This window comes from Rhodococcus sp. MT28 (genome assembly GCF_058792695.1).
Genome location: NZ_JBXAFD010000020.1, coordinates 1 through 14,553 on the forward strand (window position 1 = coordinate 1; position 14,553 = coordinate 14,553).

A 14,553-nucleotide genomic window follows, 5' to 3' on the forward strand; every position below is an offset into this window, starting at 1 on the left:
CGCTTGTTCGGGCATCGAGCCCGAACAAGCGCTGCGCCAGTATCTCGGTACGCCACCATTGCAGCGCGGCGCACCGGATGTCAGTTGAACAAATGCTCCGTGTTCCCCGGTGGTGGAAACGCAATGTCGATCGGCACTGCCGATTCAGATTCAACGGTGTGACCGTCGACGACGGCCGCGAGATCCGCAGCAGTGATCACACGCAGATGCTTCGTTGCCTGATACAGCGTCGACTCCAATGCAGAGCGGGTACTGATGGTGTGCTCCTCAGCCATACTCAGATCCTTTCGATTCGTTTTCGGTCGTACATCAAACTCCACGTGAAGATCGGGCAGTAGTCACATCGTCAGATAGTTCCCGACCATGATGATCGCGTTGTAGACGCCGTGCGTTGCGATCGCCGGCCATAACGAGCGCGTGTAGAGCGCGATGGCCGTAAACGCTATTGCGTTCACACCAGCGTTGACGACGTTGCCGGTACCGAAGTCTGAATGAACGAGCGCAAAAGCCACCACGGTCAGCAGTGAGATCCCTGTCAGGAGGACCCAGTTCCGGGGTCGCGCACGCTGCACCGCCAACACGACTGACCGGAATATGACTTCCTCCGCGAGTGCCGCACCGATGAACGCTGTAGCCAGTGCTGTGAGGATTCCTCCTCGCAGGTACTGATCACGTCGCTGCTGTCTCGCCGCAATCTGTTCGGGATCGGTCACAGTGAACAGCTCAGGATCGAGGGACCCGATCGCGAACCACATCAGAAACAAGCCCAAACCGAGAAGCGAAGGGAGGAGCACACCCCACACAGCTACTCGCACCCACACTGGAGAGCGCGAAGACGGTCGGGGAACCACGAACCCGAGCCACTTCAGAGATCTCCGAACCCCGACCCACATCCAGCGGCCTGTTCGAGACCATTCACCACGATCAAACTTCGGTCGTCGGGATCCAGACTTTCGCGACTCCCAGACGAGAACAGTGAATACGACGCCGCTCAGGGGCAGCAGGATCATGATGTCGATCTTCGGATTGGCGACAGCGGTAGCGGACAGCGCAATCGTCACGCCGAGCGCGACACCAATAAAACAGCGATCGAAGACACGCCCGGGAAGTACTCGCTCCTGCCAGAGATGTAGCGCCATACGGCGCGACGGCCGCGGGGGCATCGAACTGCGAGAGCCAACCTCATCTTCGGCGACTCTCGGCAGTCCGCCTGTCACTCGTTGCTCTTCGGGCTGACTGCCGGTGCCGCGACCGCCGAATCGGCAGACTTCTTCGACGAAACCCTCTTCGTGCTCGACCGCCTTCCGGCAGTCTTACGGTCACCAGTGACACGCCACTGCTTAATCGAGGCTTCGGTGAATCCGACGCGCAGCGCTTCGGTCAAGGCCGCATCGAGTTTCCCCGTATTCGCGGCGTCCTTGCGGGCGAACTCCTCGCGCGTATCGAGCAGTTCCTTGTGTGCGGTCGCCACCACACGGATGATCTTCATCTTCTCTTCGGCTTCCGCCTTGATAGCTGCATCGAGTGCGTCGAAGTCTGGTGTGTTCGGTGTCGTGTTCATGCGCTACATCGTAGGAGAAATCTCGCCCGCCTGTGCACCACTGAACGTGCGCTAAGCGCAACTCGCCGAGACTCGTCCCGTTGTCCACGGGTGGGTGTCCGGGGCGGCGTTGTGTGCACACCAGACGCGGAGCGGAGGAATCTGGTGTGTGCCCAATGCCGAGAACCCCGGTGCCTACCTGTGGGCAACATCAACTACCCGAACTGCGTATCGACGCGCTCCGCGCGGCGCATCTTCTTTTCTCCGAGATTCGACCACAGATCGGGACTGCTCCGATCCTCATGTGGATGCCCGAGATTTCCCTCTCCGCTCCGCTGCGTCTCAGGCACCCACAATCGGGACCAGCCCCCAAATGGGGACGAATTCGAGACCGGAGGAACTCGCAGGCTCGTCCTGGCGCTTTTGAGATTTCGGGGACGAGACTCAGGACGGAAGTGACCCCTAAATCTAAGCACCGGCAGAGCAAGATAGTAACTTAGGTGCCCTAAGTTGTGTCAGGTCTTGCCGCTGCGCTCTGGACCTGAGACACTGGCGTGTAGCCCCACGTGGTGGGGGCGCTGCGCTGGGCCGAAGGGAGGCACGACGGACATGAGTGAAGACGAAGTCAGTCGACCCCGCCGGTTCCGTCGTGAACGCCGGGAGAATGTGCCGGGCGGTCGAGCTGGCCGACACGTGGTGAAGGTGACTCCCGAGGAGGAGTCCGAATTGCTGCGCCGTGCGCAGGAAGCGCGCATCACTGTGGCGCGGCTGATGGTCGAGTCCGCCCTCTCAGACACAGGTGAAACCGCTACCGATCGGCGCGATCTTGCCGCCGAGTTGTTCTCCGCGTTCCGGTTGCTGTCGGCAATTTCCATCAACATTAACCAGATGGCCAAAGCCACCAACGCGACCGGTGAAATCCCTGCCGAACTGAACGGCGCACTGGTCAGCGTGCGTCGACTTGCGGACCGCATTCACGGCACCCTCGACGAGATGTCCGCGCCGTGATCGTCAAGATTTCCCGCGGCGCCAAAGTTGCCGGCCTGATGTCGTACCTCGCTGGTCCGGGCAAGAGCAACGAGCACACCGACCCCCATCTGGTGGCCGGCGACTACGCGATCATGGCGTGGCACGACGACAACGAACTCAGCGGCGTCGACGCTCTCGCGATCGGCAAGCAGATCGACCAACCCCGCAAAGTGTTCGGCACCGAAATCAAGATCCCGAACTACCTGCGTGACGACGCCGGCCAGGACGTCCGCGACAGCCACGGCAAGAAGGTCCGCGACCCGATCGACCCGTACCGCGACGGCAATGTCTGGCATTGCTCGCTCTCACTCAAAGCCGACGAAGGCGAGCTGACGGACGAGCAGTGGAACAAGATCGCCACCGAGTTCATGGACGAAATGGGTTTCACCGACACCTCCGGCCGCAGTCCCGCCAGATGGGTCGCCGTCCGACACGGAGTGTCCGCCAAGGGCAACGACCACATCCACATCGCCGCATCCGCCGTGCGCGAAGACGGAACCAAGGTCAACCTCTACCGTGACTGGAAACGAGCAAGCGTCGCGGCCGCACGCATCGAACGCGAACACGGCCTCGCTGTCATCGAGTCCCGCCAGAGCAAGACCGGCGAACGCGGATACCACCGCGCCGAAAATGCGCGCGCAGTACGCAACGGGCAGACCGAACTCGACCGCGATCTCCTCGCACGGCGCGTGCGCGCCTGCGCGACATCGTCGAAGTCCGAAGCGGAATTCGTACGCCGACTTCGCGGGCAAGGATTGATCGTCCGGCCCCGCTTCGCCTCCGGACGCGATGACGTCGTAGTCGGCTACAAGGTAGCCGTCAGACCCGACCGCGATGCCACCGGAACCGATGCCAAACCGATCTTCTACGGCGGCGGACACCTGGCTAAAGACTTGACCCTCCCGCGGCTCCGCAAGGAATGGGAAGACACCCCTGCGGCATCAGCGGAAGCCGTCGACGAATGGCGTAGCGCACGGCGCGAGCGTCCCGCCGCGCGCCCCGGACGAGAAGCGAAAATGCTCGACCCGAAGCTATTGGAGCGAGCTGCCCGCGACATCGCAGCCTGGAACAAATACCTTGCTTCGATTCCTGCCACCGACCGAGCACAATGGGCACGCGCGGCAGGCCGCACCGCCGGCGTTTTCGACGCATGGTCAGTCCGCACCGAGGCCACACCCGGACCCCTTGCCCACGCTGCGAAGCAACTAGCCCGATCCTCACAGATCCCTGCACATCAGCATGCACCGAAGAAAGCGGGCGTCGTCTCCGCCGGGGGTGCGGCGCTGATCTTGATGCAAACAAGCCCACAGCTCGGCAAGGCAGCGTCGTACGCGCTGCTGATGCGTCAACTGATCAAGTCAGTTGAAGCGATCGCCGCCGCACATCGCGCAGCCGGAGACTTGAGCCGGGCGCGTGACCTCGAGATGACCGCGCGCTTGGAACTCGAAGCGATCCACCGGCAGATGCCGCAGTCTCGTTCGGAGGTCGAGCACGTCGCGACCGAAGGTAGCGTTGCGGTCCTCGAACGACCGATTGCAGAAGTCGAGATCACGACGGAGACACCCACTCTGCCGGAACCGGCCGCCGATGACGCGGCAACACTCGCAGCTGGCGACTTCCCTGTCTCAGCACGGGAAGCAGCGAAGCGAGGTCCATCACCGATTCCTCCCCGACTCGATCCTCAACGAGAACAAGCCCGAGCGGGAAAGAACCGGGACCACGGCACCGAGCGTTAGCGCGAAAAGAGATCAGGAGGCGGACGGGTCCAGGCGCCCTTTAGTCACCGGTTAGGACTCGAGTCGGTGCTGTCGAGAGCGCCGCAATGACACGATCTGGTGCAGTGAGAAGTTCAGCGACACGGCAGAAAGTTTCGTTCCAGTCTGTAGCGCTGTCGAACTTTTTGGACTGAAGAGCACCAACGAACATGGTTCGTACGGGCGCCGCTATTCCTGCAAGGTAGGAATCCTCTAGCGCTTTAGAAAACTGCGCAAAGGCCTGCGACGAGGCATCGTCGCAGGCCTTTGCAGCGTGAGCGATAGCGGCCACCTTCGGGTCCTTGGCGGTCTTAGGGAATCGCCGCTCGAGCCTTCCGATTCCAGACGTGTCCGGACGTGCAGCCTCGATCGCGGCGCATTCGGACGCATACGCGATTGCTGCTTGTGCCGCGGCCGCACACGGACGATCGCACGTCGCAAATGGGATGGCGACCGTCTGCACTGTCGCGATCACCGCGGGGACGACAGCGAGCGAGATCGACCCCTTGTGCTCATGGCGGTTGATATACCGCAGCACACGATGGCCGTTCGCTCGCACTACCGACTGAGCGGTGAGACCGACCCAGTTGCTGGCCTCCCCACGCACATCTGTCACGTCTTTGGGATCGACGCAAAGCGTGACTCTGTGAAGGTGGAACTGGGAGTCAGCATCTGACTCGTTACGCATCCGTCGCAACATGTTTTCGATAGCGGCCTCGTAGGTTCCAAGATGGATCGCCGAGTCCGTCGGTTCGTCGTTCATCGGAGGCCACTCGCGGTACGTGGAGGTGTGGTACCAAGCCACACCCGACAGAGCGCTCGGATCGAGAGCGACATCGTCAGGCGCTGACACAGCCAGATCGTGCTCGTCCTCCGTTGTAACCGTGTCACCACAGTGAACGCAACGTACTCGCTCACCGGTGACGTACTGCTCAAAGGTCAGCCGAGTTCTATCCCTGCAGGAAGGACAGATGATCCAGCAGTATTCATACCCGAAATCAACTCTTCGGTCGGCAACCACTATCGACTCCTTGGCTTGTTCTGGCCTTCGGGCTTTAATCCGATTCCTCGGCCCTTCTCCTACGCCCGCCCTCCAGCTCATCTGAGCGCATTTGAGCGCGTTCGACGAGCCAATCCCACGAGTGGATGTCGACATTGTGAGTGGCGGCGAGCCTCCGTCGGGTTGCGTTCGTACGCGGAGGCGTCTCGTGGCGACGACCGATGATCACAAGGCCACGCACATTGGAATGGATGTCGACGAGCCCGAGGCCATCCTTGTGCCGAGGATTTCTTACATACTGGAGGTTGCTCTCCATGAATCCGCGCCAGTCGTCGATCTGTTGGAGGGCATGGAGAAGCCATGTGTTGGGGCGGCCATCCTTGTTGAACATCTGGCGTTGCGGGCCTTCGAGCTCCACCGCGAGCCACTCAAACCCCAGTGAACTGTTCTCCGCGATCATGTAGTCGCTTCTGAAATGATCGCCGAATTTCTTCTCTGGAATGACCCATCTCCCGTGGCCACCGGCTAGCGGTTGCACCAGCAGGTGGGGTCGGGAGGACAAGAATTTCTGCATATCCCGTTCGTCTTTCGCGTCGTGGAGCGCGCGGCGAAATTCGTCGACGTCGTCGGGCGTGATGGTGTCCCACGTGACGGAAAATTCAGTAAGCGATAGTTCTGCCTCTGCTTGTCGAGCTTTGCGCGCTTCGTAATCTTTGTGGTCTTGAAGAATCGCTGCCCACTCGTCTTCGTCCAGTGAAACGTCATCGACGTTCGGTTCGTCGCAAGGGTCCTCGGGAATGATCTCTGACATGCAATTTCTCCTCGCACTTAGTGAAGTTTCCGTGACTCTACGGACAAATCTGATTGTTCAGCGGTGAGACGTGCAAACCGTGTCGATTAGTAGTTACGGCCTTCCTCTAACGCGCCGATGGCAGCAGCTGAGGTCGGTCGACGGGCAAAGCTTCGGGATCCGCGCTTGTGCACGGATCCCGAAGTCGGAGTCATGAAGGGGTGGAGGAATCTCAGGGTTCTGTCCTCAGGTCCTCGAGATATGTCAGCGTCATCGGGGACGTGTCGAGCTCCGTCAATGCGAACTCGCCTTGTCGGGCGTCACCGAATTGCACGACGACCAGCGCACGTTCGGGAATAAAGTCGTCACCGGAAGGAGCCGGCGGGAACATCGTCTCGACCCATTCACGGTCGAACGGTTCCTCCCCGGCAACCACGAATCGCCACACGTCGCCGTGCGAGATGGTCAGCAGGTCGTCGGCCCAGAGTCGAAGGACGCGCTCAGCGGGCGGGTCGATCCAGCCACCGAAGCCGTACTCGGGATGGGCGAAGTCGAAACCGGAGCCTGGGGGCACTGACAAGGTGATGGCAGGTACTCGTACCGCGGTGTCACCATGCGGGTGCATGACCGCGTGATTGAACGTGCCAATCATCAAAGTCAGCCCGACCTCCTCAGTAAGGAATCGGCCGTACGTGTCCGGGGCCGCCAAGCGTGGCCACCTCGATGGCCCCGAGACAGGTTGGGGCTCCGGGGCCTCTGGTGGCGGGCTCGTTTCGGATGGTGTGTCGGTCTTCTGCTGCACTGTTCGTCGCTTGAACGGCCACATCGGTCGGTCTCCTTCGTAGATCGCGGGGTGGTCGGCTATCGGCCGGCGTGTTGGCGTTCCTGGCTGCGGCCCTTGCTCGGACGTCCTTTCCTTGCGACCGGCGGTTTACCGGTCCCGGTCTGCACCGCTCCTCGGGGATGCTTGGCCTGGTCGAGATCGGCCGTCATCCGGGCGCCGATCGTTTCCTGGTCCACTCCTCCGGCGTTCATGTCGGCGGCGAGGGCATCGCGCCGTTCAGCCGAGTCGTACTCGGCTTCCGCAGCCGCCCGATGAGCGTCTGCGTCTTCGGCGATTTCAGTTTCGGCCGGCGTACCTTCGGCCTCTGTCGCCGTCTTGTCGAGCCGATCGGCCTCAGCCATCAGCTCCGAGGCCTTCACGTTCTCGCGTTCGGCGAGTTCCTGTTCGGCGGCAGCGGCCCGCTTGGCTTCTTCGGCGGCCTGGAGCAGGTTCTCGATTTCTCGCGGGTCGATCCCGGGGGCGGCCGCATCTATTCCGTATCGTGTCTGGACTTCCTTGCGGATGCGATCTGCGGCGTCGGCCGCGGGCTGCGAGTGGTCCTGCCAGCCGCGGGCCTGCTGCCAGCTGTCGGCGATCTGCGCATGGGAAGCGTCCTCCCACCAGCGGTCCGTCATCACCGGTCGTAGCTGTGCCTCGATCGCGCTGCGCTCGGCGACGAGCCGCTCACGCAGTTCGCGGGCCGCCTGCACGCTTTTCGCTTCGGCGTCGCGGATCTGCTTCTCACGTGCGCGACCCATCTGCTCTGCGAGACGGGACGCAGACTGCAAGCCGACCCGGAACATGCGCGTGAGTTCTTGATTGACCTCACCGATTTCGTCGTGCTCTGACATCAGTTGTTGCCTTCCTTGTGGGGTGACGCCGCTGTGGGCGCGGATTCAGGGGAGAGACGCATGTCGGGGAACATCGACGACGGTGCGGGTTCAGTCGGCAAGGGCACGATCGCGAAGTCGCCGCCGGCATGACCGCTGCGGACCGAGCACGCTTTGAACGTGCCCTCTGGATCGAAAAGTTGCGCCATGTGGTGGTCGGCGTGATCGCGCCACCACACACTCATCCCGGTCGAGGGATCCAGGCGCAGACGCTCCCATGCGCGCCACAGGGCTTCCAACCGGGAGATAGCTTCGGCGTGTTTCCACCACTGCGTGCACCAGTTCCTTGATGTCCCCTCGATCACCTCACGCCGATAGACAGGGGCGATGCGTTCGCGAACGAACTCCTCTACCGATCCGAACACCAGTTCCGGTTCTGCCGGCTGCTCCGGCTCCGGTTCCGGATCGGCGAGTGAAATCTCGAGCTGCGCCAGCAACCGGGCCGCCGCCGCGGCTTCGAGTCGCGCGTACAGCTCCGGAGTGAGGATTTCCGCCCACTTCGCTTCAGCGATCGCGTCGGCTTCCTTCTGGATGCGCTTGAGAACTGCCTTGCCGACCATCGCCTCGAGGTTCTCGCTCAGCGGCGCTTCGACATTTGGTTCATCTCCCCCGCCGAGGGGCGTGTCCGCGGATGGGGGTGGATAGTCCGCATCTTCCGGCGGCAGATAGTCAGCCTCACCCGGATCGAAATCGTCCTCCGGTGGTGGCTCGAACGGCGCGTTCACAGCGACACCGCCTCACACGCAGCCCCCGCGTGGTCTGGCTTGAGCCATTCGGACAGGCCTTCTTCTGCTTCCGCCAACGTCGCCGGGGCTGCCGGATCGTGGGCTTCGATTGACGCCCTGATCTGGTCGGCGTGCGGGCCGGCCATCCACGGCGCCGTCCGTACGATCACAGGCCGGTTACCGGAGGAACGTACGATCGCCCGGCCACGTGGCAGTGCTTCGAGTTCGGATTCGGTGAACGTACGAACTTTGGTGCGCTGCTTGGAAGTGGATCGGCCTTGCGAGGAGGCTGTGACCGACCCGGTGATCTCCCAATGGTCACCGATCGCGGTGGACATGTCCCGAAGGAACACCCCGTCATCGACGGCGACACCACCGCCGTAGACCTTGACGTTCGCCGCCGACCACAGTTTCTTCATCCCGCGTTCGCCCCACACCTCCACGCCCTGTGACCAGGACTGCAAGATCGCCATGATGATGATTCCGCGTGAACCGTAGTGGCTGTAGAGGCTAGGCAGCTTGGACCAGCGCACGACGTTGGCCACCTCGTCGAGAGGAGCGACGAGAGGAACAGGCAGACGTCCCTTCGGCGAGGTGGTCGCGATTTCTTCGGCTGCGTCGATCACGGCGACGGTCAACGCCGTAACCAGTGGGCCGGCCGAACCGTTGCCCTCGCGGGAAAGGCTGTAGAGCGTGCCTCCGGAACGAACGAATTCACGAGGATCGAAATGCGGCCGCGGATCGGACAAACCGTCCGACGTCACCCAGGGATGAATCGTCCTGATCTTGAGCGAGCGGATCATCTTCTTGGCAGTACCGAACACACCGCCGCGTTGTTTGTCGGGTGCGTTGTACTGCCCGGCCAGGCCGTCCGCCTGCAATCCGTACCCATGTTGGCGAAGGATCTTCACCGCTTCCTGGTTCTGCACGTCCGTGACCCACGTATATGCCTGTGTGATCGGGCGGCGATCGAGTGCCGCAGCCAGGAACAGTGCCGCCAACAGATCCTTTCCTTCCGGATCGAAGAATGCGTCCGTCTTCGCTTCGAGTCCGTCGTCACCGGAGGCGAAATGATCGGCCAGGTCGGCGGCCCTGACTTCGTCGGTCACCCACGTGAGCGGATTCCACCACCAACTCGGTTCCTCATTGGCGACCCTCTGCGGATCGAACACCCAGACTTGCGAACCCATCGCCGCTCGAACGTCGCGGGTCGCGTCGACGACATCGCGTTTGTTCGACGTCGTCAGGACTGCGCCGGGAGCATCGAGAACTGCGGGGATGACGCGACTGGTCGACTTACCGGTGCGAGGACCCCAAATATCGACGTGCAGGTCCTCCCAGCTGCCGCGCAACATCGGGGCCGACCCGAACACCGGCTTGCTCGGCAGCAACAGGTACCCGAGCTGAATGCCGACAACGTCGTCGGGACGGAGCCGCACCTGCAAGGATTCGGCTTTTGCCCGGCATGCCTGTTCCGTCAACGAAGCGATGTCGCGACCGCGGCCCATGTACTTGGCCAGCTCGTCGACGCGGGTGCTGTCCCGCTTGCGCAGGATCAACAACCACATGCCCACCGCAACCAGCACGATCAACGCCAAGGCGAAGGCAATCGCCACTACGCTCGCGCCAGACTCCCACACGAGATCGCCCTTGATCAGGCCCGCGACCATCGCCATCGGATTGACCGGAACATCCTGCTCGGTGCCGAACTGCATCGCGACAGAGGCGCCGACGACGCCGGCAACCGCGATCCCGGCGCACACACCGAGCACCTCGAACGCCACGTCACCTTGACTGGGATCACGCACGGAACCCTTACTCATGATTTACCTCCTGCGGTGTCGGAAACTGTTTACAGAGAAGAACTTCGGCGGAAAATTGTTGGGCATAGTTGTGGGTTGATTACTCCGGTCAGGACATGAGCCGCAGAAGGACGACGAGGGCGACTGCGGTCAGTGAAAAGACGATCAGGCGGAGGCCGTTGACGTTCGGTGAAATGCGCGGTTTCCGGCCGGTCTTGCGGACGTACGCGGCGTCGGCGACCGCGGCTAGTCCGAACAGCACACTGACTGCTGCGATCACGAAAACGGCTATGGTCAGGCCTGTGATGACGCTCTCCAAAAGCGCACCAGCTTGCCCGTCACTCGATCCACTCGCGAATCGTCCAAACATGATGTTGTTTCCCAACTGTCGGATTTACGTGTTGTCCGTCGGTATCTCGACGACGGTGGTCAAAGTGACGGCGTAACCGGCACGTGGTCTGCCCGTCAACGATGTTCCCGTTACTTGAGCGGGGATGACGGTGTGCGAATGGCCCTGTACTGCAACGAATCGGTGTTTCGTTTCGAGGTCGGCAACCAGGTCGTGCATCTTCTGTACGGCGCTTTGCAGCGCAGCGGACGGCTCACCGGCTTCGGTGGCGGTGCTGTAAAGGAAGATATGCGTCATCTACAGGCCTCTGTTCGCGGCGATCAGTTCACGGTTCACTTCGCGTAGTGCTTCGAGTTCGACGCGGAGGGAATGTATTTCGGAATCCGGGGCGCACGGTTGCGGTTTCACGGCGTCTGCGCCTTCCCGCTGCCGCCACCATGCCCGCACGGTGGAGGTGTGGATGCCGGTATCGGCGGAGACACGCTCAATCGTTGCCCACAGAGACGGATACTGAGGGCGCAGCTTGTCGACCAAAGCGACTGTGGCACTGCGCACCTCTGCTCCGTAGCGGTTGCCGCGGGTGCTGCGTTTGCCGCTCATGCCGCGTTGTCCTTCGCTGTCTGTGCCGCGTGTCCGGCGTCGGTGGCGTCGACGAACCGACTGTCGGTGTCGTGCCACTGGTATTTCAGCTCCGTGGGGGTCAGGACGGTCTCGAAACGGTGCCCTGGAATGCGTTCGGTGCCCTGTTTGAGCAGGAAAAACCCTCGGCCTGGGGGTGGTCCTGGCTTTTCGAGTTGGGCGTCGTAGCCGGCTGGGGACGACAGCGCGGAGACCCATGCCTTGTCTGCGCGGGTGAACGGAATGATGGAGTCGAGTTTGTCCATTTCGTCCGAGGTCAAGGCGCCCACGATCAACGCTCCGGCGCGTTCGATGAAGCCCTTGGCCTTCATGATGTCGAAGTCCATTTCGAGTGATTCGAGGTCCTTGACGGTGTGGGTGATCATCACCAGCGCCGTTCCGACGGTGCGGGTCAGGCGGGTGAGGGCGTCGACGCGGCTGACCATTCCGGGGCCGGCGAGGACTCGCCAGAATTCGTCGAGCACCGCCAGGAAGAGCAACCGGTCGCGAAGTCCGCAATCGGCGAGGACGTGTGCGGCTTCGATGGCGCCGAATCCGTCCTCCCAGCATGCGGCCATCACCGCAGCTTCGAGCTTGGTGTCACCGTGGCTGAGCGCTGAAATGTCCACGCACACACCGGTCGGTCGATCCTCGCCGGTGAAGTCGATCGGGGTGGTCGTCTGCTGGGAGAACACCTCACCGAGATCGCCGTCGAGCAGCGCGGACAGCGTCTCGAGGAGGGATTCGACCTTGGCGAGGTACTTGTCCTTGTCGCGGGTGTACGCCTTGCGCATCAACTCTTCCGGCGGGTTCTCGATCAACGTGAGCAGATCCGAGATCAGCGGCGGATTGTCGTACCCGAAACGGGGGTCCTTTTCGAGTAGGCGCAGCGCCGCGGTGATGATGTTGCGTTCGGCCTGTGTCAGCGCTGTTCCGCGCTCAATCTCGCACAGCGACTGCATCACTCGCTTGCGGCGTTGGTGAACCTGCTTGATCACCTTCTTCTGCAAGTCGGGGAAGTCCGCGAGCAGCGGAATCACCGACCCGAGAGCTCCGATCGCGAGCGGGTTGAGGTACCCCTCGCCGTGTCCCAGGCGCACGATCTTGCCGCGATCGCCGCAGATGATTTCGATTTCCTTGGTGAAGTCGGGTTTGGTGTCGGCGAACACGAACGGGATGTGACCTTGGGCGATGCCGCCGCTGACGAGTTTGCGGCCCACCGTGGACTTGCCGTTACTGGGGAGGGCGAGCATGAACACGCTGGGGGTGTTCTGTCGGCGTGAACGGTAGGTGGCGGTGATCGGGTCGTAGTGGAACGAGATGCCGTCGGGATCTTTCCCGAGCGGGGTTCCGACCATCGGATAAGTGCTACCTACTACCCACGGGGAGAGCCCACACGCCTGCACACTGGTGCCGCGGAACTCCGGCGGCTTGGGTACGACGCCCATCTTGCCGCCGCCGTGGCCGGCGAAACCGCGGTCGGTGAGTTTGGGGGCGCGGCGCCATTTCGGTTCGGTTCGGGAAGGGTCGCGTGCGAGTTCGGCGGCTTTCGCCGCTGCCTTCTCGTCCGCGATGCGTTGTTTTTCCTCTGCCTGGCGGCGTTTGCGTGCCGCTGCCATCGGATCGCGCAGGGAAGCATTCTGCTTCTTGCGTCCGGGTTCGTACGTGCCGGTCAGGTCTGCGATCCGGCGGCGCAACATCACACTCATCGTTTTCTCCTGTCGGTGGTGGTCGGCCGGTTCAGGCCTGCAAGGTTTTCGCCGTCGTTGCGTGGTCTTGGAGATAGACCCCGACTCCGACGCCCGAGAGAAATGCCGCTGCCTGGTATCGCCATGCGGGCCGTACCTTCGTCGAGCACCCGGCGACCAGGGATTCGATCGTGTCGGCCTGAATGTCGAGCTGGGCTTCGGTACTTGCCGACGCGGTGACGATCAGCGAGACCGCTGTCGCGCCGGCACCGTTGCCGACCTCGACGCGAGTACGGTCTGCTGCCTTGACCTTGAGGTCTGCGCGGACCGACCCGATACCGCGTTGGGCATTGCGTTCACCGACTGCGTAGACGTAGCCGCTCTCGACTGCGTTCACGGCGTCGGCCGGGGACATCGGCCGGTGAATCAGTGTCACGCGCTTGCGCGGGACGTCGCCATGACCTTCGAGAAGTGCTTTGAGAATCCGTTCGTTGCGGGCACCGGACGGGGGTGCGTTCATCACCCAGGTCCGCGAGGCCGCTCCCTCGTGGAAGTAGGTGTTTTTGGTTTCCTCGGCCGTCATCGGGCCGGCATCGAGCCAGTCGACGTACATCTCTCCGCTGCGCAGTGACGATTCCACCTCAGCTTCGACAACCGGGCGGGGATCGTATGCGCGGCGCACGACTGCGGAGATTTCGTGATCGGACATCGGGACAGCGGTCACGCGGAATGTGCCGAGGTTCGCGCAGATCGACGGAAGACGTTCTGCCAGATCGGCAATCATCGCCATCGGATCCTTGCGTTTGGCTTCCGTGTTCGCGGTGAAGGTGAGCGCCATGTGGGTGTGCAACTGGATTCCGTGACGCACGCCGGTCCCCGATTCGCGGACCACCGCTTGTGCGAGTTCAGAGGTGCCGGGTTTGCACAGTCGCGTGATTTCCGCGTCTTGCCGCGCGCCTGTCTCCGGGAGGGTCTCGATGATGGTGGCGATCGCTTCGATGTCCGGCGTCTGTCCGCTGAGGTTGATGAACTCGCCCCAGTTGGCGACGTCGAGGTCGACCTGACCCTGTTCGACACCCTTGTATCCGGGCACAGAGCAACGCAGCCTGATCGTGTACTGATGCAGTTTCGGTAGATGACTCATTCCGAATCGTCGACCCAGTTTGTCGATTCCCCACCACATTTCGATCGGAGCGCCGATTCCCGGGACTCGGGTTCGGCCTCCGGGCGCATTCGAGAGAGAACCAGCGCGCAGAATGTGCTGGCCGCGCCGACGCTGCTTGCGCCACCCGGTGAGTTCAGTGGCGAATTCGTACCCTGACTTGCCGCCGATGCGTGCAGCGAGCGGCGCCCAGGTCAGCACCACTACGCCGAGGATCACCGCTCCGGAGACGAAAAACCCCGCGAGCAGTGCAACGATGCCGGCCACGATGCCCGACGCGAAGACGTAAAACATTTTCTTCGACACACCGAACAGGTACGTCGAGGGGGCTTCGTGAAGACCACCGTAGGTGTTCGGGCGGGCCGGTGCTTCGGTGCTCATAG

Annotated in this window: 16 protein-coding genes; 2 read left to right on the forward strand and 14 right to left on the reverse strand. The window is 62.3% G+C overall.

Translation table 11 applies throughout. The annotated features are described in order from the left end of the window. Positions 1 to 80: 80 nt before the first annotated feature. The 3 genes from AC1Q6C_RS30945 to AC1Q6C_RS30955 form a co-directional block, all read right to left on the reverse strand. Positions 81 to 275, reverse strand: a complete 195-nt coding sequence (locus AC1Q6C_RS30945) for a hypothetical protein (protein WP_219468651.1) — start codon at positions 273 to 275, stop codon at positions 81 to 83. A 63-nt stretch (positions 276 to 338) separates the two neighbouring features. After that, positions 339 to 1,061, reverse strand: coding sequence for a CPBP family intramembrane glutamic endopeptidase (locus AC1Q6C_RS30950; RefSeq protein ID WP_219468654.1), 723 nt, complete (start codon positions 1,059 to 1,061; stop codon positions 339 to 341). Positions 1,062 to 1,213: 152 nt separating this feature from the next. Beyond that, entirely contained in the window at positions 1,214 to 1,561 is a 348-nt protein-coding gene (locus AC1Q6C_RS30955) for a hypothetical protein (protein ID WP_219468657.1), read from the reverse strand. Between the two features lie 588 nt (positions 1,562 to 2,149). Here AC1Q6C_RS30955 and AC1Q6C_RS30960 point away from each other — a divergent pair. Together AC1Q6C_RS30960 and AC1Q6C_RS30965 are read left to right on the forward strand one after the other, a co-directional pair. Beyond that, entirely contained in the window at positions 2,150 to 2,548 is a 399-nt protein-coding gene (locus tag AC1Q6C_RS30960) for a plasmid mobilization protein (protein ID WP_063836262.1), read from the forward strand. After that, positions 2,545 to 4,305: a relaxase/mobilization nuclease domain-containing protein gene (locus AC1Q6C_RS30965; RefSeq protein WP_065353054.1), complete on the forward strand. Its 1,761-nt coding sequence runs from the start codon at positions 2,545 to 2,547 to the stop codon at positions 4,303 to 4,305. The genes AC1Q6C_RS30960 and AC1Q6C_RS30965 overlap by 4 nt, the downstream gene beginning before the upstream one ends. A gap of 40 nt (positions 4,306 to 4,345) precedes the next feature. On the opposite strand, the gene AC1Q6C_RS30970 is transcribed toward AC1Q6C_RS30965, so the two are convergent. The 11 genes from AC1Q6C_RS30970 to AC1Q6C_RS31020 form a co-directional block, all read right to left on the reverse strand. Continuing rightward, positions 4,346 to 5,176: a hypothetical protein gene (locus tag AC1Q6C_RS30970; RefSeq protein WP_042925347.1), complete on the reverse strand. Its 831-nt coding sequence runs from the start codon at positions 5,174 to 5,176 to the stop codon at positions 4,346 to 4,348. 202 nt (positions 5,177 to 5,378) lie between these two features. Beyond that, positions 5,379 to 6,134, reverse strand: a complete 756-nt coding sequence (locus AC1Q6C_RS30975; RefSeq protein WP_051649728.1) for a Shedu anti-phage system protein SduA domain-containing protein — start codon at positions 6,132 to 6,134, stop codon at positions 5,379 to 5,381. A 211-nt stretch (positions 6,135 to 6,345) separates the two neighbouring features. Then, positions 6,346 to 6,822, reverse strand: coding sequence for a hypothetical protein (locus AC1Q6C_RS30980; protein WP_064075292.1), 477 nt, complete (start codon positions 6,820 to 6,822; stop codon positions 6,346 to 6,348). A 152-nt stretch (positions 6,823 to 6,974) separates the two neighbouring features. Then, positions 6,975 to 7,787: a hypothetical protein gene (locus tag AC1Q6C_RS30985; protein WP_042925340.1), complete on the reverse strand. Its 813-nt coding sequence runs from the start codon at positions 7,785 to 7,787 to the stop codon at positions 6,975 to 6,977. Beyond that, a complete protein-coding gene (locus AC1Q6C_RS30990; RefSeq protein WP_492667014.1) occupies positions 7,787 to 8,551 on the reverse strand; it encodes a DUF4913 domain-containing protein in 765 nt (254 codons plus the stop codon). The genes AC1Q6C_RS30985 and AC1Q6C_RS30990 overlap by 1 nt, the downstream gene beginning before the upstream one ends. Next, complete coding sequence (locus AC1Q6C_RS30995) at positions 8,548 to 10,374, reverse strand: type IV secretory system conjugative DNA transfer family protein (protein ID WP_492667015.1); 1,827 nt, start codon at positions 10,372 to 10,374, stop codon at positions 8,548 to 8,550. The genes AC1Q6C_RS30990 and AC1Q6C_RS30995 overlap by 4 nt, the downstream gene beginning before the upstream one ends. Positions 10,375 to 10,462: 88 nt before the next feature. Further along, positions 10,463 to 10,723 carry a hypothetical protein gene (locus tag AC1Q6C_RS31000; RefSeq protein ID WP_492667016.1) on the reverse strand — a complete coding sequence of 87 codons (261 nt, stop codon included), beginning with the start codon at positions 10,721 to 10,723 and terminating at the stop codon, positions 10,463 to 10,465. Between the two features lie 24 nt (positions 10,724 to 10,747). Continuing rightward, on the reverse strand, positions 10,748 to 10,999 hold the full coding sequence (locus tag AC1Q6C_RS31005) for a hypothetical protein (RefSeq protein WP_065353077.1): 252 nt from the start codon (positions 10,997 to 10,999) through the stop codon (positions 10,748 to 10,750). Continuing rightward, complete coding sequence (locus AC1Q6C_RS31010) at positions 11,000 to 11,302, reverse strand: hypothetical protein (RefSeq protein WP_219468676.1); 303 nt, start codon at positions 11,300 to 11,302, stop codon at positions 11,000 to 11,002. It lies immediately after the preceding gene. Further along, the gene (locus AC1Q6C_RS31015; RefSeq protein ID WP_065353076.1) at positions 11,299 to 13,029 is read right to left on the reverse strand and encodes a putative type IV secretion/conjugal transfer ATPase; all 1,731 of its coding nucleotides are present in this window, start codon (positions 13,027 to 13,029) and stop codon (positions 11,299 to 11,301) included. The genes AC1Q6C_RS31010 and AC1Q6C_RS31015 overlap by 4 nt, the downstream gene beginning before the upstream one ends. Positions 13,030 to 13,060: 31 nt before the next feature. Continuing rightward, positions 13,061 to 14,551: an SCO6880 family protein gene (locus AC1Q6C_RS31020; RefSeq protein WP_042925332.1), complete on the reverse strand. Its 1,491-nt coding sequence runs from the start codon at positions 14,549 to 14,551 to the stop codon at positions 13,061 to 13,063. Positions 14,552 to 14,553 lie beyond the last annotated feature (2 nt).